Source organism: Furfurilactobacillus curtus, assembly GCF_054657915.1.
On the sequence record NZ_BAAHXU010000001.1, the window covers coordinates 309,027 to 333,823 of the forward strand.

At 44.0% G+C, this 24,797-nt stretch carries 25 protein-coding genes, 1 tRNA gene and 1 riboswitch; of the genes, 6 read left to right on the plus strand and 20 right to left on the minus strand.

Features of this window, described 5'->3' with window-relative positions; all coding sequences use genetic code 11:
- Positions 1-45 precede the first annotated feature (45 nt).
- Positions 46-1,731 (minus strand): glycoside hydrolase family 30 protein, encoded by a 1,686-nt coding sequence (locus ACYQ0Y_RS01685; RefSeq protein WP_407882300.1) that lies wholly within the window; start codon positions 1,729-1,731, stop codon positions 46-48.
- A 139-nt stretch (positions 1,732-1,870) separates the two neighbouring features.
- On the opposite strand from ACYQ0Y_RS01685, the gene ACYQ0Y_RS01690 reads away from it, so the two are divergent.
- Together ACYQ0Y_RS01690 and ACYQ0Y_RS01695 are read left to right on the plus strand one after the other, a co-directional pair.
- Positions 1,871-2,719 (plus strand): aldo/keto reductase, encoded by an 849-nt coding sequence (locus ACYQ0Y_RS01690; RefSeq protein ID WP_407882301.1) that lies wholly within the window; start codon positions 1,871-1,873, stop codon positions 2,717-2,719.
- Between the two features lie 173 nt (positions 2,720-2,892).
- Positions 2,893-3,297 carry a DUF2255 family protein gene (locus ACYQ0Y_RS01695; protein ID WP_407882302.1) on the plus strand — a complete coding sequence of 135 codons (405 nt, stop codon included), beginning with the start codon at positions 2,893-2,895 and terminating at the stop codon, positions 3,295-3,297.
- Between the two features lie 773 nt (positions 3,298-4,070).
- On the opposite strand, the gene ACYQ0Y_RS01700 is transcribed toward ACYQ0Y_RS01695, so the two are convergent.
- From ACYQ0Y_RS01700 to ACYQ0Y_RS01715, 4 genes are all read right to left on the minus strand, one after another.
- Complete coding sequence (locus ACYQ0Y_RS01700; RefSeq protein ID WP_407882572.1) at positions 4,071-5,237, minus strand: DUF2075 domain-containing protein; 1,167 nt, start codon at positions 5,235-5,237, stop codon at positions 4,071-4,073.
- A 122-nt stretch (positions 5,238-5,359) separates the two neighbouring features.
- Positions 5,360-6,574, minus strand: a complete 1,215-nt coding sequence (locus tag ACYQ0Y_RS01705) for a hypothetical protein (RefSeq protein WP_407882303.1) — start codon at positions 6,572-6,574, stop codon at positions 5,360-5,362.
- 131 nt (positions 6,575-6,705) lie between these two features.
- Entirely contained in the window at positions 6,706-7,254 is a 549-nt protein-coding gene (locus tag ACYQ0Y_RS01710) for a GNAT family N-acetyltransferase (protein WP_407882304.1), read from the minus strand.
- A gap of 255 nt (positions 7,255-7,509) precedes the next feature.
- Positions 7,510-8,085 (minus strand): NAD(P)H-dependent oxidoreductase, encoded by a 576-nt coding sequence (locus ACYQ0Y_RS01715; RefSeq protein WP_407882305.1) that lies wholly within the window; start codon positions 8,083-8,085, stop codon positions 7,510-7,512.
- Between the two features lie 108 nt (positions 8,086-8,193).
- Here ACYQ0Y_RS01715 and ACYQ0Y_RS01720 point away from each other — a divergent pair, with 108 nt between their 5' ends.
- From ACYQ0Y_RS01720 to ACYQ0Y_RS01730, 3 genes are all read left to right on the plus strand, one after another.
- The gene (locus tag ACYQ0Y_RS01720; RefSeq protein WP_407882306.1) at positions 8,194-8,544 is read left to right on the plus strand and encodes a winged helix-turn-helix transcriptional regulator; all 351 of its coding nucleotides are present in this window, start codon (positions 8,194-8,196) and stop codon (positions 8,542-8,544) included.
- A gap of 72 nt (positions 8,545-8,616) precedes the next feature.
- Positions 8,617-9,249 carry an NAD(P)H-binding protein gene (locus ACYQ0Y_RS01725; RefSeq protein ID WP_407882307.1) on the plus strand — a complete coding sequence of 211 codons (633 nt, stop codon included), beginning with the start codon at positions 8,617-8,619 and terminating at the stop codon, positions 9,247-9,249.
- Positions 9,249-9,599, plus strand: a complete 351-nt coding sequence (locus ACYQ0Y_RS01730) for a MerR family transcriptional regulator (protein ID WP_407882308.1) — start codon at positions 9,249-9,251, stop codon at positions 9,597-9,599. The genes ACYQ0Y_RS01725 and ACYQ0Y_RS01730 overlap by 1 nt, the downstream gene beginning before the upstream one ends.
- A 367-nt stretch (positions 9,600-9,966) precedes the next feature.
- Here ACYQ0Y_RS01730 and ACYQ0Y_RS01735 read toward each other — a convergent pair.
- The 13 genes from ACYQ0Y_RS01735 to parE form a co-directional block, all read right to left on the minus strand.
- A tRNA-Ala gene (locus tag ACYQ0Y_RS01735) sits at positions 9,967-10,039 on the minus strand.
- Positions 10,040-10,083: 44 nt separating this feature from the next.
- Positions 10,084-10,350, minus strand: a complete 267-nt coding sequence (locus ACYQ0Y_RS01740) for a hypothetical protein (protein WP_407882309.1) — start codon at positions 10,348-10,350, stop codon at positions 10,084-10,086.
- A gap of 78 nt (positions 10,351-10,428) precedes the next feature.
- Positions 10,429-11,082: a thiamine phosphate synthase gene (thiE, locus tag ACYQ0Y_RS01745; protein WP_407882310.1), complete on the minus strand. Its 654-nt coding sequence runs from the start codon at positions 11,080-11,082 to the stop codon at positions 10,429-10,431.
- A complete protein-coding gene (gene thiD, locus ACYQ0Y_RS01750) occupies positions 11,072-11,911 on the minus strand; it encodes a bifunctional hydroxymethylpyrimidine kinase/phosphomethylpyrimidine kinase (protein WP_407882311.1) in 840 nt (279 codons plus the stop codon). Before thiD ends, thiE begins: the two co-directional genes overlap by 11 nt.
- Before the next feature lies 1 nt (position 11,912).
- On the minus strand, positions 11,913-12,710 hold the full coding sequence (gene thiM, locus ACYQ0Y_RS01755; protein ID WP_407882312.1) for a hydroxyethylthiazole kinase: 798 nt from the start codon (positions 12,708-12,710) through the stop codon (positions 11,913-11,915).
- Positions 12,711-12,780: 70 nt separating this feature from the next.
- Positions 12,781-12,882: riboswitch (TPP riboswitch) on the minus strand.
- Positions 12,883-12,926: 44 nt separating this feature from the next.
- Complete coding sequence (gene msrA, locus ACYQ0Y_RS01760; RefSeq protein WP_407882313.1) at positions 12,927-13,466, minus strand: peptide-methionine (S)-S-oxide reductase MsrA; 540 nt, start codon at positions 13,464-13,466, stop codon at positions 12,927-12,929.
- Positions 13,467-13,505: 39 nt separating this feature from the next.
- On the minus strand, positions 13,506-13,958 hold the full coding sequence (msrB, locus tag ACYQ0Y_RS01765) for a peptide-methionine (R)-S-oxide reductase MsrB (protein WP_407882314.1): 453 nt from the start codon (positions 13,956-13,958) through the stop codon (positions 13,506-13,508).
- 20 nt (positions 13,959-13,978) lie between these two features.
- Positions 13,979-14,338 (minus strand): iron-sulfur cluster biosynthesis family protein, encoded by a 360-nt coding sequence (locus ACYQ0Y_RS01770; protein ID WP_407882315.1) that lies wholly within the window; start codon positions 14,336-14,338, stop codon positions 13,979-13,981.
- Positions 14,339-14,523: 185 nt separating this feature from the next.
- Entirely contained in the window at positions 14,524-14,895 is a 372-nt protein-coding gene (locus tag ACYQ0Y_RS01775; protein ID WP_407882316.1) for an iron-sulfur cluster biosynthesis family protein, read from the minus strand.
- Positions 14,896-15,101: 206 nt separating this feature from the next.
- A complete protein-coding gene (locus tag ACYQ0Y_RS01780; RefSeq protein ID WP_407882317.1) occupies positions 15,102-16,025 on the minus strand; it encodes a manganese-dependent inorganic pyrophosphatase in 924 nt (307 codons plus the stop codon).
- A complete protein-coding gene (locus ACYQ0Y_RS01785; RefSeq protein WP_407882318.1) occupies positions 16,025-17,014 on the minus strand; it encodes a LysR family transcriptional regulator in 990 nt (329 codons plus the stop codon). Before ACYQ0Y_RS01785 ends, ACYQ0Y_RS01780 begins: the two co-directional genes overlap by 1 nt.
- Before the next feature lie 230 nt (positions 17,015-17,244).
- The gene (gene parC, locus ACYQ0Y_RS01790; protein WP_407882319.1) at positions 17,245-19,698 is read right to left on the minus strand and encodes a DNA topoisomerase IV subunit A; all 2,454 of its coding nucleotides are present in this window, start codon (positions 19,696-19,698) and stop codon (positions 17,245-17,247) included.
- Positions 19,699-19,741: 43 nt separating this feature from the next.
- Positions 19,742-21,802, minus strand: coding sequence for a DNA topoisomerase IV subunit B (parE, locus tag ACYQ0Y_RS01795; RefSeq protein WP_407882320.1), 2,061 nt, complete (start codon positions 21,800-21,802; stop codon positions 19,742-19,744).
- Positions 21,803-22,053: 251 nt separating this feature from the next.
- Between parE and plsY the strand changes: the two genes are divergently transcribed.
- On the plus strand, positions 22,054-22,755 hold the full coding sequence (gene plsY, locus ACYQ0Y_RS01800; protein WP_407882321.1) for a glycerol-3-phosphate 1-O-acyltransferase PlsY: 702 nt from the start codon (positions 22,054-22,056) through the stop codon (positions 22,753-22,755).
- A gap of 84 nt (positions 22,756-22,839) precedes the next feature.
- On the opposite strand, the gene ACYQ0Y_RS01805 is transcribed toward plsY, so the two are convergent.
- Positions 22,840-23,718 (minus strand): aldose 1-epimerase family protein, encoded by an 879-nt coding sequence (locus ACYQ0Y_RS01805; RefSeq protein WP_407882322.1) that lies wholly within the window; start codon positions 23,716-23,718, stop codon positions 22,840-22,842.
- Positions 23,719-23,775: 57 nt separating this feature from the next.
- Positions 23,776-24,750, minus strand: a complete 975-nt coding sequence (gene xerC / locus ACYQ0Y_RS01810) for a tyrosine recombinase XerC (protein WP_407882323.1) — start codon at positions 24,748-24,750, stop codon at positions 23,776-23,778.
- Positions 24,751-24,797 lie beyond the last annotated feature (47 nt).

Sequence of the window (24,797 nt, forward strand, 5' to 3'; positions counted from 1 at the left end):
GAAATATGAGATTTTTGATTGATGTTTAACCTCACCGCAGTGCTTCTACAGCGGGAGTGACCAGACCTGCCACAATGGCAGTAGGGGTAAAATCCAATGACTCCATACGTGTTTCAAACCATTAAACACTGGGGCCGTCTTTAACGCTGGTGGGGTAGAAATCGTCGTTTGTTGGTCAACGGCCGGTAGACTAATGGCATTAAAAGACTGTGGTGTCAAACGAACTTGGTAGGCTTGATGACCAGATACAACTGTAATTTGCTCAACGTGGCGGTGGCGGTTATTGATCAGGAGCCGAACGCTATGATCTGGTTGTTGAATTGCTGTTTGATCAATGCCAGTAACATTACTGCGGCTCTTGACACTCACCGTACCTGGTTGAACATCGCGACTGACGCGTTTTAAAATATAATAACTGGGGTTAATCACGACTCGTTCATGTGAAGTGCCAGGATGCAACACATTAATCGGTGCACTGCAGGGATTAGTGACCTTATGGGTTGGACCACCGGCGCCGTTTAAAACAAGATTCCAATCTAGATAACCAGTTACGTCATGATTGAAATCGTTAATAATGTCGTAACTGTATCGGGCAGCAGGCGTCCAGCTATGTAGCCAAATGCCACGTTCTTGAGTCGCTTCTGTCGCCATAATCTGCTGCGTTGGTTCCTGTCGATGAAAAGTAGTTAAATTGGTAAAATTATCGTCCCAGGCGGGCTGCTTGAATAAGTTGCCCAAGGCCATCTGGGGGTCAAGATTCGCGGCATACCAATGGATGCCAATTCCGGTAACGTATTTTTTCACGCCTGGGTGACGATAAAACGCCGTCGTCCACTGATTAAAGCCCATCATTACCGGTTCAGTCTGATCACTGCGAACATAATCCCATACGATTATTCTGGTAGGTAAACCGGCTTGTCGCAACTTGGGACCAAGATCATGAGTGATAAAGGATGCCGCCTGATCTGGAGACCAGGTCATTGACTCCCAAGCTGAACTCGCCTGTAGTTCGTTTTGCAGCGATAGTGTCTCGATATTAATCCCATGAGCACGTTGATTTTGCAAATATTTGACTAAATACGCGGCATAAACCGTCTTCATCGCGGGTTTTAGCTGATTATTGACCAAAAAATTTTGTCCGGCCCGACGTTGACTCACTTTCATCCAAGCAGGCGGTGCCCAAGGGGCCGCTGATAAAGCTAGGTGCGGTTGAATCGCTTGAATCTGTTGTAGCATGGGCCGGACATTGCGATTTTCTGCTTTCATTGAAAAATGACGCAAGCTTGGATCTGACTGTTTGGACTCATAATCGTAACTAAATGTTGAAAAATCACAGGAGCCGATCGTTAAGCGAACATTGGTATAGTGGGCACCGGTTGAACTAAAATAAGCATGTAAAATTTGTCGACGATGCGACGGCGTAGCTTGACGCAATACAGCGGCTGCGCTATCTGTTAACGCGCCACCAACGCCAGTCATGCACTGACGTCGCTGATTAGGCAAGACCTGGATATAGCGTGTGTTGGCGGGGAGTTGCCTCATTGAGGTGCCATGAACTTGATGAATGCGATCATGTTGACCAGCTTGGTTGGTCGTTCTCATGAAGGTGGTCAAGTTGGCCGATTTTAAGGGAGCGCTTTTTAAACCGTGGGGTCGGGCAAGACCTAATACAGCAATTGTTGTTACCACCAATAGTCCGATCATTGTGGCTAGCCAAGGTCGTTTATTCAAGGTGTTCATCTCCTAATCAGTTTTGATATTAGCCAGCATTGCTGGAAATAACTAAGTTTAACTCAGTTTTTAGTCCTTTGTTCGGCACTTAAACTATGGTTTTTGATGCAGTCGTTAATTTACGAAAGGGGTTCATTTTATGAAAACTGTCAGGATTAATGGCAAACAATTGCCATCGATTGGGCTTGGAACCTGGCATATGGGAGACCAAATTGGGCAACGTCCACAAGAACTTGCAGCATTACAGGCGGGAATTTCCGCCGGTGCTAGCGTCATTGACACCGCAGAAATGTACGGTAACGGACGTTCAGAAAAATTGGTTGGTGAATCCATTAGCAACATGCAACGAGACAGTTTGTATTTAATCTCTAAAGTCTTGCCAGAAAATGCTAGTGCAAAACGACTGCCGCAACGGCTAGATCGCTCGTTAATGGCGTTAGGCACTGATTACCTAGATTTATATTTGTTACATTGGCGCGGAACGATTCCATTGTCCGAAACCGTTCAGGCCTTAGAGGATGCCAAACAGGCGGGGAAGATTCGTGGTTGGGGCGTCTCTAATTTTGACGTTGCCGATCTTCAAGAATTACTGTCAGTCCCACATGGTGAAAACGTCAGCGCTAACGAAGTCCTGTTCAACTTACAAAATCGTGGACCGTTGTTTGACCTGTTACCGTGGCAACAGCAGCATCAGCTGCCGCTAATTGCGTACTCACCGATCGCTCAAGGGGATCAATTGGGTGGACAATTACGGCAAAACAAAATCTTACAGACAATTGCACTCGCGCACCAGACATCCGTGTTTACCATCATGTTGGCATGGGTGGTCGATCACCAGCAAGTTTTGGCCATTCCGCAAACAAGCCAACGCCAGCACGCTTTGGTTAATGTAGCCGCTGGAAAAATTCAGCTAACGGATCAAGAACGCCGACAATTAGCGGCTGCCTTTCCAACGCCGACTCGCAAAGAACCCCTGGCAGTATTGTAGTGGGTCATTTAATTGCATAATTATTAATCATGACTTTAGTTTAACAGGCGCAGTAAACAATTGGGGGACTTTGTTTATTGGCAGTTTGAAATCAGTCAACTATACTGAATATGGCTACTGGAACTGGATTAAGCAACCAACAATTAATTAATGCACAAACGGAGGCAATAACTATGGCAGACAAGCATTGGACAACCACGCAGTTAGAAGCATTCAAATCACTAGATGATTTTCATGTCGCACCATTCCACGAAGACATGAAAACCACTGGCACACCAACCTATATTTGGTCAGTTGTCGTGGACGACGGTCTTTATATCCGAGCTGGCTACGGACAAAAATCACGATGGTTTGCCGCAGCTAAACAGCAGCAAGCTGGCAAAATTGAACTCGGTGGTCAAACTTATACAGTCAACTTTCGGTGGATCCCTGAAACTGATGACGAAACCTTAATGACCAATATTGATCAAGCTTATCAAGACAAGTATGGAGCCAAGGATCAAACCTCGACCAACATCATGATTGCTAAAGAACCTGATGGGCCGCGAACGACGACGGTGCAAATTTTGCCAGCTTAAAAGAATAACGCCTTACGATTCACGCGAGGGCCACTTGCAAGCCAGTGTGGATCGTTTTTGTGTCGTTATAGTCACATGACAACTTTGTTCGTGATGAGCACTGCTATTGCGCAATAGTTGATTTTCTCGAACGGAGAACCGAGTTGGTTAACGATTAACCATTTAAAGACAGACAAAAAGGGGTGAATCACACGCGTTTAAATTTGATACACAAAATTTATGTTAGTCTAGTTTACATAATATATATTATGCTAAGTTGTATCTTAGCCTGATTAAACGGCTCTCTAGAAACTCAATCTTTAAAAAGCCGTTTACTGAAGTTGTTCCGTGTTAGTACGGATACTTCAGTAAATGGCTTTTTTTAATCGTGTTCAATTTCTCTTTATCAGTTTAAAATGCTGATAAATCTCGTCATCAAGATTAGGCTCAAAAACTGCTCAAAAACTATCGAGGCTCAATTCTGGCTAACTTTAACTCAGTCGTTATTAACCAGCTAAATCCATGAATATTCACAGTCGTCTGTAGATTGACAATTTGAATCGAAAATAAACATTAGTAATAATGGCTGCCATTGGCTCAATAGCTGTTTCAACGGGACGATCAATAACTTTGGTAAAGTAGTCTCACGGAAGTTTGCAGCTGAAAGCCTAAGTTCTGGCTAAATTTACGTCTTAAAGCCGGCAGCACGATGGCTAAAGCTTATCCATAACACTAGCGTTAACTTGCTTTTCTATTCTTACTTAATTATTACTTAACCCTGTTTGTCGATTTACTTATGCTTTCTTTGACAGCGTCGCTAAACGTGCTCGCAGTTCGTCATCATAAGCAGTCAAATACAAACCGTACTTGCCCCGTTTCATCAATACATTGAGAACATTTGCAATAAACATTTTGTATTGTTGCTGGGTAAATTTCATATCAGGTCGTTTCTTGAAGATCTCTTTATGTGAGTATTTATCTGGCAAAATGGTCATCGTATCTGTCTTTTGATCATAGCCAAAAGATGGACCAATAATCATGCCAACATAGTTTAGATCAAACCCCTGTAACGTATAAATCGTCCCCACTTGGTTGATCGAATATTCCCGCTTCGCCCAATGTGTTCGCTGTGGGTCCCATTCATCCCATGGTAGTGAAAAAGAGTCCATTTCGACATTATGGCGGCCATCAATCCGTGGGAAGCCAGAGGTTGCTACCATCCGGCTCATGCCGGCCGCCTTGTTTTTTGCCTTAATTGCTTCAAACATAGCACCAGCGGTTTCGAAAAATTGATAGTCAAATGGAGGTTGTTCTGGAAACGGGCGTAATGGCCGTTGAGCGGTTAAATCATCGATCCACTTGACCTGCGCAGCAGTAGCAACCATCCGATATTGAAAAGTCATATCGAATTGTTTGAAAGGATGCTGCCCAATTGTCTTGAACAAGAGTTCTTTGGACCAATACATTTTTGATTGAAATACTTGGTCAAAATCATAAACGACCACCACGACCTTGGCTAAACTAATCAGATCGGTAAGCTGGTTTTGCCCGCGGTAGTGCGCATATGGTTCGGACTTTGAATACAACAAATGAGCTTCGTCCACAAAAACCACGTCATAGTGTTGGTGCTGCTTTTGCGCTTCATTAATTAACGACGTTGGCCGTCGAATATCGCGTAAATTGACTCCCGGGATACCAGCACCTAACTCACGATAAGCTTTGTAGAGCTCCGGATGATTGACCACCAGCGCACTCTTATAACGTTTGTCAGCGAGATACTGCTTCACCAAGTCCATTAAGACAACGGACTTCCCTGTCCCAGCTGCCCCTTGGATAACAGCAACCGCATGGTCAGATCCAGCCAAAGACTGGCCAATATAGGTGTTTATCGCTTTAATCATGCGCTGTTGGTCATTAGAAAGATCGGAAATTAAAAATTGTTCAGCCAAAATTTCGTTCATTTCGTTCATATGAAATATAAGTCCAATTCTATTTTAATTTTTTAAGCGATCAAAAACGACCTCAGCTTTTGTTTTAATGCCAAGGTCGAAATTAAACCACTCGTTCACGGGCGAATCATTTTTTAACCCTTTTTAACCCAATGAAAGATTCGTTGCCACCAGGTCAATTTATCGGCAGTTTTAGCCGCGTTATTGGCAACCCGTGACTCAGATGTGTGCCGTAAGCTATGCCGTAAGCTTTGTGCTGCTAAAATTTGCGTTTCCGTCAACGGCTCACCATGCCGTCCCACCGGCATGGTCCACGCCGCAGTGCTATTGAGTGGCCGTAAGATTTCAGGAAGTACCTGTAGTGTTGGATGAACCGTGGCGACCGATCCATTAACTTCCAGACTAAGGCGGACATCGTAAGTTCCTGGCAATTGGTGGTTGGCCGACGGATCCAGATAAGTCATTGCCGTCCAGCGAGTTCGATCCCGACCATAGTGATCACGAGCTAAGGCGACGTAACGAGCCGGAATGGGATCCCCATCCCCGACGACAACAATTTGATTGTGAGCTGCCAGTTCGAAAATATTTTCATAAGCAGTTCGATGAATGGATTTTCCATGATCTGTATAGGAAATTTCCACCGGATAACGTCCAGCACGATTCCAAACAACAGCTGACATGTCAACAACCGCCTTTTCAGCCGGAATTAAACGCCCATCTGCGTCACATAAAGTCCGAATAAACCGTTCAGAATTTGTTTTCGGTCCATTAACATAAGTGGTCTGATTTGCTGTGATAATTGAGACTAAATTAGGCAGAATCTGGAGGACTTGATGAGCAGCGGCAGTAATCCCATTGACTGTGTAGGTTAACATCGCACCATAACGATGACCGGGTTGGAAACTAGCCACAGGTTCGTCAAACACAAGTTGAGCGTTTTGACGTGCATCAGGGTGTCCAGGATCCACTAATTCACTAACAAACTCACTGCTGACTGGCAAGGGCTCCCCAGCATGAATCGTTACATCACGACCGTTCAGTGAAAATAGATGTAAGTGAGCCGTTGCGGACACTGTCTTCCCAGGATTAGCATATCTTAAGTTAACTCGATAATCGTCAGGACGAGCCCAGTTGATATTGCTTAAATCAACACTGACCTGTTTAGGGTCAATTGCCTGACCGGTTGCGTCAAACACCGCTTTAACAAAACTTGTTTTAGTCAGACGCGGACCGCCAACATAACTTGTTTGGTCGTTTGCAATGACCGTTGCTTGATTCGTGATAACTCGCAATTGATTAGGCAATTCGGCATCAGTTTGTTCGGTTTGTTTTTGATGTGGATCGATCATGTGAGTCACCTCGATTAAGTTACGGTCATTGACCGTTTGAAATTAGACCGGTTGGAAATATTAAATATTTGCTAAGACCATTGTACTCAATTACGGCGTCAATGACTAGGGGATTCCCCACTGAATCCTGTTTATTCGTGTGCTTCCCACTCGTTTTCCAGCGTTGAAAAGACAACTAGGCTTCGAAATTCATTATTGACTAAAACATGATCACGGAGCACGCCCTCTTGTTGCATCCCTAGTCGTTGGGCGACCGCCTGGCTCGGATGATTATCAACATCAGCTCTTAGCATAATCTTGTGTAGATTTAACTCATCAAAGCCAATTGTCAATAAACGATTGACTGATCGAGTCATAACGCCATGGCCTTGGGCTTTTGCCTTCAACCAATAACCAACTTCTGCATGTTGCTGTTCACGATCAATACGATGTAAATCAATACAGCCGACTGGTAAGCCATCAATGACAATCGTCAATGGTAACATTTCATTGCTGGCAAACTTTTGACGAGCAAACCGGATAAATTTCAGCTCATCAGCAACCGTCTGTGTTGCATCAGTCCACGGCATCCACCTTCGTAGTTGTCGACGATCTTGCTCGATAATGTCAAAAAGATAATCCGCATCCTCCTCAGTCATGAGTTTAAGTGCCAGATGCGCGTCTATTTGGTGTGTAAACATAAGCTTAGCCTCCGATAGCCATCCACGAAATTGGTTGAGTTCAATTAATCACGTTTGTTTTTGTTTGATAGTTTCTAATTTACCATAAATGCTCAATGATAATCATTCACATTTAGGCCTGTTGACCACAAAAAGACACTTCACATGAGGTGAGTGCCCTTTCAAACCATTGATACAACTGTTTAATTTACATAGAAAATATGGTAAAAGCAATCAAACGTTGCCTCATTTCAGGGGTCTAGCATCACTTTTAGCCTAAATTTTATCAATGATTGACTCTAAGTAACTTGAACTATCAGCATGATCATGATGAATCGTGTCATAATGGAACCACCTAATCGATTGATGGCCAATTCCGAGATCTTTAAAAATAACATTGATCAACGTACTTTCAACATTGGCAGCGTTAAGCTGCTGGAAATGTTGCTTAGATAATCCCGCAGTTGTCAATACGGTTGCTCGTTTAATATTGGTTAGTTTTCCAGTTAACAGCCCATTATCGTCCGAATCGTAAGAAACGTTCGGCAACATGACTCGATCAAGAAAACCTTTTAACATAGCAGGTAGACCATACCACCAGATAGGAAAAATTAAGATTAATTCATCTGTTTTAGCTAACGCTGCTTGATATTTTTCGACGAGTGGATCGGTTGAAATACCTTGATTGTAATTATACAAATCCTGCGACGATAATACTGGGTTGAACGAATCTGCGTAAAGATTCAACACTTGATAATCGTCTTGGTTTTCCTTAAACTTGCCGGTGATTTCATTTAACAAGGCATGATTTAAACTGCCTTCATACGGATGAGCATAGACAATTGTTTTCATTAAAAATGTCCTCCCTAAATTTGATAAGAAAAATATCTCATATCAAATAATGTCAAACAAGTACGCAATTTATTGTAAGTAACTCACCTAAAGGAGAGTAATACCGTTATGTCTAACGAATTTAAGGACTGCCTTTTACCAGCAGAATTAAGTCAAACTGGCTTTAGCTACACGCTTAGTGAGATTAGTGGCAAATACAAGATCGAAATCTTATATTTACTAAGTATTCAAGGTACACGACGCTTCAATGAAATAAAACGCACAATGGGTGCAATCAGTTTTAAGTCGTTGACCAATGCCTTGCAGGGTTTAACTAATGATCATTTAATTACACGACATCAATTTCCGGAAATTCCGCCTCACGTCGAATATCAACTATCCTCGCGGGGAAAATCCCTGCTTCCCGTGTTGGACGCAATCTGTTTATGGGGTGAAAGTCATCAGCCATCAGCTGAGTAAATTTGTCCTTGACCTAAAGTTCACTTTAAGGTGTACGATAGCGACATCCTAGTAAAAGAAGGTCATCAAATCATGAATGTTTTAGTCGTTGGCGCCACTGGACGTAATGGAATGGCAGTCGTTAAACAACTGCAGGATCAGGGACATCATGTCGTCGCGACCGGCCATAATCCAGCCAAATTGGCGAACATCCCATCCGTTGAACGGGTTGTCATCGATTTAGTGAATGAAGACGTTTCAACTTTAGTCAAAAAATTGCCTCAAAACATTGATGCGCTAATTTTTACCGCTGGAGCGAGCCAAGCTCGTCCCCAAGATGCCGTTTGGATTGATTTAGACGGTGCCGTAAAAATGATGGATGTTGCTCGTCAACTTGATATTCCCCAATTTATTATGGAGTCGGCTGCCGGCGCAGGATCTCGCTCAACTTTTGATGTTTATGATATTCCTTTATATTACGTCACTAAATATTATGCTGAACGAATTTTAAAGAGTAGTGGGCTGACTTACACAATTGTCCGGCCAGCAATATTGACCGATCAAGCTCCCACCCGCACTGCCAGTTTAGCAAACAATGTGCCTCAGATCTCGCGGACCGACGTTGCCGAAGTTCTCGTTGACGCGTTGATGAATGACAATTTCAAAAATAAAGCATTTGATTTATTTGCTGGCACCACACCGCTACAGCTATTGGAGCCTAAATAATGAAAATTCAAACTGCCGCCAAGTTAACCTCCCTAACCGTTTCCACGATTCGCTATTACGATTCAGAGGGACTTCTATGTACCATTCCACGTGATACCAACGGTTTTCGTGATTTTCGAGATATTGATGTTCAATGGCTTAAAAACATCGAGTTATTGCGAGAAAGTGGCGTTTCGATTACCACACTAAAGAAAGTTGCTCAATTGAATCACAATGATCCAGAAATTCGCAATAAACGTGCAACGCTATTAACTGATGAACTGAGAAAGCTCGAACAACGAATAATAAAACTACAGCAGGCTGAACGAATGTTAAAAGATGAAATCGCCAGTCCCACATTCGTGGATTGATCCAATTGGGGTTAACCAAGATCATGGTCCTAACTAATCAGAATCGTTTTGCGTCAGTTATATTTAAAACAGTTCCACGCACGTTCAGCCCCCTTTTTTAGTATTAAATGTAACGAAACTAGCTTTTATTTCCTGCTAAGATGATTCATAAAGGCCTGCCAGCTTTATAGTTTTCCTGACGACGAGCCGATAAATGAAACAAAAAAGCATCCCGACAAAACTGTCGAGGTGCTTTTATGGCATCAAAATTGGCATCATTTTGGCGATGGACTCATTGAGTCGATTAGCCGAAATTAGCGAAACACTGTTATATCAACGTTTGTAAACCGCCACTTTTACTACTGGGCAACGATTCAGCGTAAAAAGATGGACCCGAACAGATTCGAACTGTCGACCTCCTACATGCGAAGCAGGCGCTCTCCCAACTGAGCTACGGGCCCGGAACAAAATTAATTGTATCACTTTGTCAGTCTACCCGTCACAACTATTTTTCAGAAGTCGTGGTCTCAGATTTTGCAGCTGCCTGTTGGGCCAACACTGCCTTTTGCTTGTTAATTGTATAGCGTCGATAAAGCACAACAAAGCAACCATTGAACGCCAACACAACGATGACACCCCAGATGAATGAGCCGTCAAATTCAAACGGTAATAACCAGCCAACCAGTAACCCGGTGACGACACTAAGGGCGATCATCAAGGTTGCAATATTGGTTGGCATGGCTGGATTAATGGGTTTTGGTCGATTTTTCATATCTTCACCTACGTCTTTAAAAGTCTGCTATAAGTGTAGACATTCTACACCGCGGATGCAACTCAATTGAATGAAGTCTTACGCATCAAAATTGGTAAAAGTTCGACGCAACATTGTGGCTGTCATTTGGACATCATCAGCCCGGGTCAGCATGGATATGACCGCGGCACCAGCTACACCGGTCTGGGCAACATTTGCTAAGTTATTTTGGTCAATGCCCCCAATGGCAACAATCGGTTTCTTACTCACTGCCAAAAGTTGCTTAAGTCCTGAGATTCCTAGGGCGGGATCTGCATCAGCTTTGGATAGGGTTGGATAAACCGGTCCACTACCCACATAATCAACGACAGTAAGTTCATTTGCATGGTTAATTTGGGCGACCGTATGACAAGAATAACCAATGATCAAACCTGGTAACTCATTAATGACCTGTTCAATTCGTTGGTCTTTTTGGCCAACGTGAATGCCATCAGCTCGTAACGTTCGTGCTAAGACCACATCATCATCAACAAAAAAAGGAATTTCTGCTTGACGACACAATTCGTGCAACGTTTGACCCAAGGCGACTTTTTCAGCACCCATCAGAGCCCGCGGCCCTTTTTCACGAAACTGAAATGCTGTGATGCCACCTGCAATCGCGGCGGACAATTGTTCCGGCAAAGTTTGTCCTTGCGGCACATCCTGACTTCCAGCTACAAAATAAGCCTGCAACATCTTCGTGTTAAATTTCATGAGCGTCACCCTCGTGAATCTGTGCCCAATGGTTCAAGGGACCGTGACCATGGCCGACAACGATCCCTTGGGCAATAGTGGCGGACACATAGGCCTTACCAATTCGAATCGCCGTTTCAACATCGGCGCCTTTAGCTAGTTCTGCTGTAATGCAGGCCGACAATGTGTCCCCTGTGCCGTGTGTGTTGTGCGTCTTTATTCTAGGTGAACTTAACCAAAATGATCGACCGTCAGCCAACAAAACATAATCATTCGCCAATTCAGGATTGGCTTCGTGACCGCCCTTGACAATGACGTTGGCCGCTCCTAGCGTCTGTAACTGTTCAGCAGCCTGGTGCATTTGCTGATCGGTCGTAATCGTCAAGCCGGTCAGGGCTTCGGCCTCTGGTAAATTGGGGGTTAACACGGTCGCCAAAGGAATTAATTCATCGCGAACCGTCGACACTGCCGCCTCACTCAATAGCGGTGCGCCACCCTTCGCAATCATGACGGGATCAACAGTTAGCGGGCCAAAGTTATAACGCTTGAGATTAGCAACGACTGCTTTGACCCGTTCGACATCTGCCAACATCCCCGTTTTACAAGCTTTGATTGCTAAATCTGCCGCCAAAGAAGCAAATTGTTCGTCAATCAAGGTTGTCGGCAGAGCAAAAGCATCCTGAACCCCCAGCGTATTCTGAGCGGTAATCGCGACAAGAACCGTAGCCGCAAAAACGTGACGTTCTTGAATCGTCTTGAGATCTGCTTGCATACCAGCACCACCGCCGGAATCAGAACCAGCAATGGATAATGCCTGGGGAAATTGTGCCACTGATTCAGTTAGTGCCATATTAATTGACCTCCACCTCAAGTAAAGATTTCAAATCGGTCATGCTAACGGCGGCCAGACCATCCATTAATTTAACCGCAAAGGTTCCTGGCTGCTGATTGGATAGTTGCGCAGTCTGCGCCACCCACTGACCCGTAGCCGCGAAAATGGCAGTGCCAGTTACTGCAGCTGTTAGGGCATCCTCACTCACCGCTAAGAAAGCCCCTAAAACGCTGCTTAACATATCACCTGAACCAACATGGGTCGCAAATAGGGTCGTCCCATTATGAACCACAAACGTCTTGGTGCCATCACTGATGAAATCCTTTTTGCCGGTCATCACCGCAATACAATTAAAACGTTTCGCCACTTCTGCAGCGACTAACGCATGGTTTACAGTTAAATCGGTCGCATCAATACCGCGCGTTGTATCATCTTCACCAGCAAGAAAGGCCATTTCCCCAGCGTTAGCCCGGATGATGGATGGCTGAACTTGTTCAACTAAATTAGTAAAGATCTGTTGTCGTTTGGGCAATGCAACCGCGACTGGATCAATCACAACTGGAACCTGCGCTTGATTTGCAGCCTGGCCCACCGCAACCATTTGATCAACCTGCGCTTTCGTCCAGGTCCCCAAGTTAAGTGTTACACCGCCTGCCAGCCCCACTAATTCTGGTGCTTCTTCTGGTGCTTTTGACATGATTGGTGAGGCGCCAATTGCATTCACGGCATTGGCAACCTCTGCAATCGTCACCGCATTTGCAACGGTTAATACAACTGGATTAAGCCGTCGAATGGCGGCTAACAATTCTGGATTCATTTTTTCCTCCTCGGCCAATTTGGACAAGAAAAAACGCTAAAACCACGAAGGCTTCAGCGTTGTTATTCCTCAATCACACTGGCCACTTTCCTTCGCAAGTCTGAACTTACAGGTTCAAAGGGTCCGACCAAGTCGTCTCAGTCCAGCCATGTGGACACCCCTAGTGGAAACTATTTACGTTTAGAATACCGATTTTTGAGCTGACCGTCAATCAGTTTAAGCATTTGTTCGGTTTTTATCAGCCCATTGTTGTTTGATAAAGGCTTCACGTCCGCCCATTTCTTCCATTTGGTATCGCAAAGGATTCTTCTTGTAGAAATCTTGATGATAGTCCTCTGCAGCATAAAACGGCTGCGCAGCCTCAATTTCCGTCACAATTGGCTCGTCAAATCGCCCTGAGGCCGCCAACGCAGCTTTCGAAGCTTCAGCAATTTGCCGTTGCTCTGGACTATTCACAAAGATAACGGGTCGGTAACTATCCCCGCGATCTTGAAATTGGCCCATGGCATCCGTTGGGTCGGTCTGCTGCCAATAAATGCTAACTAATTGATCATAACTAATCACGGCTGGATCAAAGGTGATCTTAACTGCCTCCGTGTGACCTGTGGTATGACTGGCAACTTGTTCATATGTTGGGTTAGGCACGTGCCCACCTGTATATCCTGACACCACCGTTTTAATACCTGGAACCGTATCAAACGGCTTTACCATACACCAAAAACATCCACCCGCAAAAATTGCTGTCTCTTCCGCCATGTAAAGACCTCCTTGATTAGACCTGATAAAATTGTGAAGCTACTTCTGGGTTACCTGTGGAAATAGATCCGCATATTGACCATATCCTACTGAATTTAATTCATCCGCAGGAATAAATTTAAGCGCAGCTGAATTGATGCAATAACGCAACCCACCATCCTCGGTCGGTCCATCCGTAAAGACATGTCCTAAATGGGACTCTGCCTCACGACTCACCACTTCAGTTCGTTCCATGCCAAATGAACGATCCCGATGTTCTTTAATCGATCCGGCATCAATAGGGTGCGTAAAAGACGGCCAACCACAGCCGGCGTCATACTTGTCTGTTGACGAAAAAAGTGGTTTGCCACTTACGATATCAACGTAGATACCATCTGCATAAAAGGCGTCATATTTCCCAGAGAATGGTCGCTCAGTATCAGCATGCTGCGTAACCGCATACGCTTCCTTAGATAATTTAGCTAGTGCTGCTGTTTTTTGATCTGCATCCATTTTATCAGCTCCCAATTCGTCTAGACCTGTTGTGTTGTGAGATCTTTTAGTTGGACATTAGGATCCAACTGTTCATGATCGCTGGTTAGCCGCAACGTATTAAACGTAGGGTTTAAATCCAACCGCATTTGCTCTGCTAACTGGGCCTTACTGTACCCTTTAACCTTAATTTCGCCAAGATTGGAATCAATTGCCTCATCATAATCAGGCGTGCCCTGATCTTGGTCAACTACCAATAGATCAAAGGCTGTATCCAGTGAGCAGAACCCGACCGCTGAATAAGGCCCCACGCCATCATCATAGCTTAATAATAATTGTGTATGAGGCTTCATCAAGGGCGCTAATTTTGCTTGAGCAGCTGGTGTAATTGTTAATCTCATAAAAGTAGCCTCCTGATCTAAAAACTAAGTTCAATCCCTTACTACAAGTAAGTATTATCACCCATCTGGCCAGATAAGCAAGGGATGTGCTCAGTGACCAACTGAGCCCGTTTAAAATAAAATGATCCCATCTCCCAAAGGGAAATAGAATCAAATTAACAATCGGATTTATCGAAGGGCAATGATCATTTAGTGGCGGTATCGTCAACAATCACAGCCACATTATCATCAATTTGTTCACCTTCGTCAGACAACTTAATTGCATGCATTAAGGTATTAAACGAAGCGTGCAACTTATGACCTAAAAAACGACCAGAATAGCCCTTATACCGAACTGGGCCAAGATTGGATGGCAACGTTTCTTCATAATCGCTAACATCGGCGTCTTGGCCAACAATAACGAACTGAAACGAGACTTGCAAGGCAACTAGCCCATGATGTGAATAAGGCCCAACCCCGTCGTCATAACTTAACAAAAGTTGATTGCCACCCTTTAATAACGGTTGCAACTGTGCCTTGACTTCATCATCAAATGATAATTCATGTTGTGCTGCCATCGTGACTACCTCCGAACAATGATTTTAATGATCAACGCTACGAATTCATTATGGCGCGACCGTCACGCGGATACAATCATTTAAGCTTATTCATTGGGGCCTTTTAAAAACCAGTCGCGAAGCAAAAACGCGAGACCCAAGTCAACTGGCTTCGCTCACAGGCGAACTTGCCAATTTGGATCCCGCGCAATAGATTCAAATCATGTTTAAAAAGCATCTTGCAGTGGTGGGACCACTTGTTTCTTACGCGAAACCACCCCTGGTAAATCAGCAGTATGGTTCGTAAGTGTCGTATTGAAGGCTTTCTCAACCGCAGCTGTCGGTTCTCCCCAAACGAGTAGGCGAGAATTACTATCCAAGATGTTCGTTACCAGCACTAAGAATAGATCGTAACCATTTGCTTGAGCTTCAGCGGCCATGGCAGCTTCGAGCTTAGCTTGGCGAGCAAAAACTTCATCCAAGTCGACCGTATTGATTTGGTCGATGCGTACCGTTTTACCGCCCATCTCAAATGATTTTGCGTCCTGCTGCACTAATTCAGCTTCTGTCTTAGCGCTTAAGTTAGTACCAGCCTTTAACTCTTCAAGACCATAACTTTGATAGTCGATGTCGGCAATTTCAGCTAAGGCAATCACAGCTGCCTTATCGTCATCAGTGGTTGTCGGTGACTTTAATAACAAAGTGTCCGAGATAATAGCCGATAACATCAAACCAGCTAATTGAGTCGGAATCTCAATCTTATTTTCATCAAACAGCTTCGTTAAGATGGTACTCGTACAGCCAACCGGTTCCGCCCGATAGTATAAAGGCGATGCCGTTTCAAAATTGGCAATTCGGTGGTGGTCAACCACGTGAGTGACGGCTACATCATCAATATCAGCAACGCTTTGTTGATGTTCATTATGATCGACTAACATCACCGCATTAACTTCCGATCCCGCCTTTTCGATCACCCGTGGTGCAGGTTCATCGAAATAATTTAAAACAAATTGTGTCTCTTCATTTGGTTCACCTAGGGCAACTGCCTCTGTATCGAAGCCAAGCTGGTTTTGCAAATACGAAAAAGCCTTTGCCGCAACAATTGCGTCCGTATCTGGGCTTTGGTGTCCAAAAACAAGTTCTTTTGCCATTAGTCTTTTGCTCCTTCACTATTACGATATTTTTCATCATGAATGTGAGTTAGCCGGGTAGTGTAGTCTTGTTCAGCCAAATATTGGTCAAAAGCATTGAGCACACGCCCTACCCGTGGAATCTCATCTTTATCTTTACGGAAAACGAACGCTAAGTCAAATTTAATTCCTGGTTCAAATTGAGCTGAATACATGTTGTCTTGGGTCCCTTTAGCCAGAATGTAGCTATTTGGCAAGGCCGTGAATGCGCCCGTTGCTGAAGAAAATTCGTAAATTTGATCAGGTGTCGTGAACCGCGCGACGGAATTAGGTGTATCCACCATGGCATTTTTATAATTTTCACGGATAACTTGATCTAAGTAGTATTCACGCGGATAGGTCACCCAAACATTATTTAAGGTGTCCTTTAAGCGAATCTTTTTACGACCAGCGAATTTCTCATTATGGTGAATAAACAATAAGTCTTCTGTAATGATTTTTTTAGACCGATACGGTTTCCAATTCTTAATGCTATCGTCAGGCAGATACATAATCGCTAAATCAATCCGATTATTTTCCAAGCGATCCCAAATTTCCTTGCGCGTTAACATGTGGAAACTAATCGTCACATCCGGATTTTCTTTATAATATTGAATCGCAAAATCTTCAAAAACAGAATATTCAATAGAGGTAAGTAATCCAACATTGATCTCGCCAGAGTCGGCCGAGGTCGATTGTTGGATTTCATCCGTTGCTTGGTTTAACACCTCATAAATTTCGTGAGTCGCATTCAACATGGTTCGACCGGCTTCAGATAAGCGAAGCTTTTTACCCACGGAATAAAATAATGGTGCGCCAACCGTACGTTCCAATTTTTTGATTTGTTGAGTTAATGCTGGCTGGGTTATTCCCAGTATTTGGGCCGCTTGCGTATAGTTCATTGTGTCAGCAAGCTGTAAAAAGTAGGTTAATGTTTTCGAAGAGAAAATTGTCTCCTGCTTACTTTTCATCTGATGGCCACCTTTCTTCGTATTCACTTCATGTATAAATTATATCTTTTCAATACGATAATTGTACGCAGCAAGCCCCACTCCGTGCAAGGATTAAATCTTAAACGCAATTATTTTTTAATAACCGAAACCTAATTTTTCTAATCGACCTACCATGAGGCGAACTGATTTGACGGAAAAGCAAAAGAGTAAGTCCCCATTTTTGGTGACTTACTCAAAGTTAAGGCATTTTAACTGAGCGTCAAAGCTAACGCTTTCATTCGAATGGCAACTGGCAGTCCCTCCGTATCAATGTCAATTACAAAAGATCCATTCGAGTATCTAGCATTCAATGCATGATCCATGGGCAATATATCATGCCGTATGTCGTGACTTGTAATAATTTCAACTGGTTGCTGACTCTTGGCAGGGAAGCTCACGAAATCAACAATCTCATGTGGTTCTGCCTTTAAATCGCGCAAGCATAAGACACCTTTGCGCGCCCGGCTGGTCACTGGAACTTCGCTAACCGCCATCTTCTTTAGCGCCCCCCGTTGAGTCACAATCATAACTTCATCTGTGTCTGCCACTAATTGGAGGTTCGTCACAATATCCCCATCGCGCAGATCCATCGACTTAGCACCACTAGTTCTGGCTCCGTTTGTCGGAACTTCAGCTAAGTCATAACGTAAGCCGAGGCCGTGTTGTGACATGAGCATCACTGTTAGTGGTGCTGCGTGATCCACAAATTGAATGTTAACGACATAATCCGCAGGTGATTTAAACTTTTCATAGACTTGAGCATGTTTACGATAAGTTCGTCCTGGTAATAAATCAGCTAATGCGGTTTGCTTAATTAATCCCATCCTAGTAGCAATCACAAAACGCCCAGTGGTATCGAGACTGTTAAAGGTGAAGGCTGCGATCAATGATTCGTCATCCGCTAGCCCAATTGATTGAGAAATATGTTCACCAGTATCTTTCCACCGCGCATCAGCGACTTCATGCACAGGTCGATAAATCAGATTCCCACGATTGGTAAACATGTACAGATGATCTAGTGTCGACACTTTTCGCAATAAGATTGGATAATCTGCTTCCTTTAATCCGTTATCATCAGCGGAGGACGCTTGGTAAGACCGCACTGAGCTGCGTTTAATGTAACCATCGTGAGAAACCATCAAGACGACTTCTTCATCGGCTACCATGACGGTACGATCAACCTTTAGTTCCTCAATTTCAGCTTCAATTTTAGTTAGTCGAGGTGTCGCAAACGCCTTTTTAATTGCTTGCATTTGTGAACGTATGACTTGGCGAAGCGATGCATCATTAGCCAAAATATCCGATAAGCGCGCAATGTCTTTCGTCAGTTGATCATGTTCTTTTTGTAACTCTGTCACATCAGTATTCGTCAACCGGTACAACTGCAACGTCACAATGGCCTCAGCCTGCGCTTCCGTGAAGTCATATTGTTTGACCAAATTTTGCTTAGCATCTTTACGATTCTGACTCGCTCGAATCGTTGCAATCACTTGATCTAAAATGGATAAGGCTTTGATTAAACCTTCAACAATATGCTGTCGCTGCTGCGCCTTATCTAAATCAAAGCGCGTTCGTTTGGTAATGATTTCACGTTGAAAATCAATATAGGCTTGCAACGCAGTCTTTAAACCGATTCGTTCTGGCCGCATGTTATGAATCGCCACCATATTGAAGTTATACGTGATTTGTAAATCAGTATTTTTCAATAAATAATTTAAAATACCCTGAGCGTCGGCGTCCCCTTTTAACTCAACCATGATTGTCAGGCCCGATCGATCTGATTCGTCACGCACTTCAACGATACCTTCGACTCTTTTGGCAATCCTGATCTCATCCATTTTTTTAACCAGCAATGCTTTATTCACTTCATACGGAATTTCCGTAATTTCAATGGCCTGTTTGCCACCTTTGAGTGATTTGATCGCCGTTTGCGAACGAAGGACGACACGACCGGCTCCTGTTTCATACGCTTTTTTAAGCCCGGAAAGACCTTGCAAAATCCCACCAGTGGGATAATCGGGTCCTTTAACGTAGGTCATTAATGCAGTTGTATCGGCGTTCGGGTGCGCTAATAAATACACAAGAGCATCAATTAACTCACCTAGATTATGGGGCGGAATTTCTGTCGCATAACCAGCCGAAATACCGCTGGCCCCATTCACGAGTAAGTTCGGAAACCGCGCTGGTAAAACAGTGGGTTCCTGTTCGGTATCATCAAAGTTAGGCACGAAGTCAACCGTATTTTTATCGATATCCTGCAGCATCATGTTGGCAATTTTGCTCAACCGTGCCTCTGTATATCGCATAGCGGCCGGCGGATCAGCATCGATTGAACCGTTATTTCCGTGCATCTCGACCAGCGGATTACGTAACTTCCAATCTTGACTCATCCGCACCATTGCTTCATAAATCGACGAATCGCCGTGTGGATGGTAATTCCCCATCACATTCCCAACCGACTTCGCCGACTTACGGAACCCCTTATCATACGTATTGCCATCCTTATTCATGGCATACAAAATCCGGCGTTGAACCGGTTTTAGGCCATCACGAATGTCTGGCAACGCCCGATCCTGAATGATCGATTTGGAATAACGACCAAACCGCTCACCCATGACGTCTTCAAGCGTTAATTCTTGAATGTTTTGTGTGTGCTCTGCCACAGATGCAGCTCCTCTCTAACTTCGGTCCTAACTTGCCAGTCGCTTAACTTTCATCTTGATCCCAAACGGTAATCGTCGGCCCATCTGATTTCATATCTGTCGTAGAATCGGCAGACTGTAAATCGTTCTCAGGTTCCTGATGGGCAGAACTGACGGCCGTATTGTCCAAAATGGACCCATCTTCTTCTAAATTAAAGGCCACATTTTCTTCAATCCACTTTCGCCGTGGTTCCACTTTATCACCCATTAAGGTTGTTACACGCCGCTCAGCTAAAGCTGCGTCGTCAATTCGAACCCGGATCAACGTTCGCGTCGTTGGATCCATCGTGGTTTCCCACAGTTGGTCAGCGTTCATTTCGCCAAGCCCTTTAAAACGTTGCAAAGAATAACCACGCCCAATTTGTTTTTCTTTTTGGCCTAATTCAGCGTCAGTCCAAGCGTACTCAATCTGTGTCTTAGCGCCGCTACCCCGTTGTAATTTATATAAAGGTGGCAACGCAATATAGACACGCCCAGCATCAATCATTGGACGCATGTATTTGTAGAAAAAGGTTAAGAGCAAAATTTGAATATGAGCACCATCATCATCGGCATCAGTCATAATGATGACCTTGTCATAATTGGCATCCTTTAAGTTAAAATCAGCTCCAACGCCAGCCCCGATCGTGTAGATCATCGTGTTAATTTCTTCATTCTTTACGATATCTTGTAACTTCGCTTTTTCCGTATTTAGCACTTTACCACGTAATGGCAAAATAGCTTGAAATTTGCGGTCTCTGCCTTGTTTTGCAGAACCACCAGCTGAATCTCCTTCAACCAAGAACAATTCATTTCTCGCTGCATTCTTAGACTGAGCTGGCGTTAACTTTCCCGATAAGAGACGTTCTTGCCGCCCCTTCTTTTTGCCATTGCGGCTCTCGTCTCGTGCTTTTCGAGCGGCTTCTCTAGCCTGTCGAGCTTGCAAAGACTTACGAATCAGCATCTGAGCAAATTCGCCGTTTTCCATTAAATAAAAGCCCAATTGTTCGTTGACCACATTGTCAACAATGGTCCGGGCCTCGTTAGTTCCCAGCTTATCTTTAGTCTGACCTTCAAATTCCAAAATAGATTCAGGAATCCGTAATGAAATAATCACGGATAATCCCTCACGAACATCGGATCCCTCAAGATTTTTATCTTTTTCTTTCAATAAACCGACTTTACGGGCATATTCATTGAAAGCCTTGGTCCAAGCGGCACGTAGACCGGCCTCATGCGTACCACCACCTGGTGTGCGCACGTTGTTAACGAAAGATAACATTGTTTCTGAATAACCATCATTATATTGCGCGGCGACTTCCACTTCAACGCCTTCACGGCTACCGTCAAAGTACATCACATCACCCAACGTATCCTTGTCTTCGTTCAAATAGGCAACGAATTCTTTAATGCCTTCAGGATAATGAAATTCTTCTGTATGCTCTTGTTCAGCACGTTCATCAGTTAACGTAATCTTAACGTTGGTAAGCAAAAATGCAGACTCACGTAGTCGTTCTTCCAGTGTGTTGAAGTTATAAACAGTCGTTGTAAAGACACTCGGATCTGGCTTAAAAGAAACAGTGGTCCCATTGGACTCCTTGGTCTTGCCCAACTTGACTAATGTGCCAACTGGCTGACCCCCATTTTTAAAATCTTCTTGGTACTTGACACCATCTTTGACGATGGTCACCGTCAACCACTCTGACAATGCATTAACAACTGACGATCCGACCCCATGCAAGCCACCAGAAGTCTTATAACTGCTATCGTTAAACTTTCCGCCCGCATGTAATACGGTAAAGATAACCTCTGGGGTCGGAATTCCAGACTCATGCATCCCGACAGGCATTCCGCGACCATGATCCTTAACGGTAATGGCATTATCTGGATGAATAGTTACATTGATCTCTTGGCCAAAGCCAGCTAAAGCCTCGTCAACGGCATTATCGACAATTTCATAAACCAAATGATGAAGACCACGTGCGTCGGTGGAGCCAATGTACATCCCTGGTCGTTTACGGACTGCTTCAAGACCGTGTAAAATTTGAATACTTGTTGCGTCATACTGATCGGCTGAAGAAGCCATATAGGTAACATCCTCTCTTAAAAACAATTGCTAATTAATTGATATGATTAATCTCTGGTCAATCTCTATACCTGTGAAAGGCTATCTAAATTAAAATACCATAGAACTGGACGGCTGACATGGGTAATTTTAACCCATTTTCCGCATTTAGAACTGTTGATGCTCCATTATTCACTTACCAGTCAAGCTGGTCACACCTTTCGGTTCATGCTAAAATGTAAGCCATTCAGTTCGAGCGAAGGAAGATAATCATGGTAAAACTACTCACTATGCTATTCATTGCCTACCTCCTTGGAGCGATACCATCGGGAATGTGGGTTGGCAAACTTTTTTTCCATAAAGATATACGTCAAGAAGGCTCCGGCAATATTGGGACAACTAACACTTATCGCGTGTTGGGAAGAACAGCTGGGACAGCTGTGATGGCATTAGATATTTTGAAGGGTGCCCTTGCTTCAGGTCAAGTCGCCTTTTTTGGTGCACCAATGATTCACGGTTGGCCCGTCAACGGGTTACTCATTGGACTAGCAGCTATTTTAGGTAATACCTACTCTGTCTTCGACGGCTTCAAGGGCGGCAAGGCTGTGGCGACGAGTGCTGGTATTCTAGCCGGTTATAATTTCCCCTTTTTCTTATTTGCCAGCGCTATCTTTGCCAGCTTAGTCTACCTTTCAAGTATGGTCTCCGTGGCATCAATGGGGGCGATGACCATTATCACATTTACCTCGCTATTGTTACATGATGGCATTTTGACCACCGTCGCTTTCATTTTGACCCTGTTCATCTTTTATCGACACCGCGCTAATATCGATCGAATCATGGCACGCACGGAAAATCTTGTTCCATTTGGCTGCTACTATCATTATCGGCAAAAGCATCCACAAAAGTCCGCTGAAACAGACGATCACGCCGAACCAACTGACCAGAAACCAACCTCAGCCAACAAAAAATAAATTTCAAACTTTGACGACAGGTAAAGACGTTTACTGGCGGTTTTTAAACCGTTAGCAAACGTCTTTTTATACCAATTATTTAATTTAGAAAAATTCAAGACTGAAGTCCGCGTTAAACATTGATTGGGGAACTAATTGATGAATACCGAATTTGTGTTCAAGTTGACCATCACTATTCACGGCATCAGCGATACCCCACCATGGTTCGATACAGACAAATGGTGCCTTCTGCGGAAATGGCGACCAGATCCCCACATAGTCCGCATTCTGTAGTGTCATAGCCACGCCACGTTCGTTTAGATTTGAGGTCAATGTTAGCGTGGTTTCCTGCTGACCGAGCTCTAAAATCTTGGCATCATGTTCAAAGAGGTTATGATTCAACTGCAAAGGCCGCTCCAAATTGATGGTCGTTGGATTTTCGACATCACTAAATGGACCTGCCAACGTTAGGGAAGGATATAGTTGCGCTGGTGTAGCCGAGATTGTGTAATCCTTAAAGGTTCCAGTCGTGGCCCCCATTGGAATATTGAAGCCTGGATGACCACCAATTGAAAAGAGCAACGGTTCGTGGCCAGGATTAACAACGCGATATTCAACACTCACCTGACGCTCCAGCAAACTATACATCACATCCAATTGAAAAGAAAATGGATATTGCGCTCGCGTCTCGTCGTTATCTTTTAACGTAAGCGTGACACTCGTTTGGCTCTGACTGGTTACTAAAAAATCCTGATCGCGAGCAAAACCATGTTGGGTCATATGATACGTATGATCATTAAATTGATACTGATCGTTATGAAGCCGACCCACAATTGGAAACAGTACGGGAGCGTGTCGACCCCAAAACAATGGATCTGCCTGCCACAAGTATTCTGTATTTGACTCAATATCACGGACACTGGTCAACTCAGCGCCAAGTTCATTGACGGTGACGCGTAATGCAGCGTTTTTTAACGTAATCATGTTCTAACCTCCAATTTTAAATCAAGCTGGCTTATCTTCGAGCGTGATGTGATCGCGTCACTGCTTAGGGTCGTTGGGACCGCCTTGACCATGGTCGACTGCGCGCGGGAAAAAGTTACGATAATTTTCCTGAAGCTTAGCCTGACTAACATGAGTGTATATTTGAGTCGTTGACAGGCTTGAATGTCCCAGTAATTCCTGAACTGTCCGCAAATCAGCACCACCATTTAACAGCTGAGTTGCAAACGAGTGCCGCAACATATGGGGATGAAGTGATCCTGGTAAGTGACTACGCTGCATGACCTGTTTAAGAATATACTCAATTCCGCCCGCTGTTAAAGGATTACCCAGCCGATTGATGAAGACCCGATCGTGCTTTCGGTGGTATTTGGTCATGAGTGGCGTACGACATTGTTGCTCATAGGTTGTTAAAGCCGTCGCCGCAAAGTGTCCAAATGGCACATAACGTTCTTTGTCACCTTTCCCACGAACTAAGACCATTAAATTTGGCTGATCCAACTGCGCGTACGTTAATTCAGCACATTCAGATACGCGCATACCAGTCGCATACAGCATTTCTAGAAGTGCCCGATCTCGAAATTGTAACGGCTTAGTTCCATCGCCACTGGCTGTATTCAACAACGTTGTGATCTCATCATCGTACAAATATTCTGGCAATGCTTCCGGTTGTTGTTTTAGATTGATATAAACAAACGGATTGTCATGCACTAAATCATTCTTAACGAGAAAATTAAAAAAAGAGCGCAATGAGGACAACTTGCGAGCCGTTGTCCGCCGAGCATCTTGTTGATCGTATAACTCGCTTAAGTATACACGAATATCTAAGTGATCCAAGGCGTCCATGGCAGCTTGAGTTGGCAACTCACCGGTAGCCTGTAAAAAATCAAAAAATTCATCAATATCCCGTCGATAAGCGTCAATTGTATGACTAGAGTACCGTCGTTCAACACGGAGATATTCTAAAAAGAGATCCCGCCAACTAGCCGCTGACGGGAATTGTTTTTCTTTCATGATAAAACCCTCGCTAGTTGCTACGTTAGCAAATTAGCAAGGGCTTG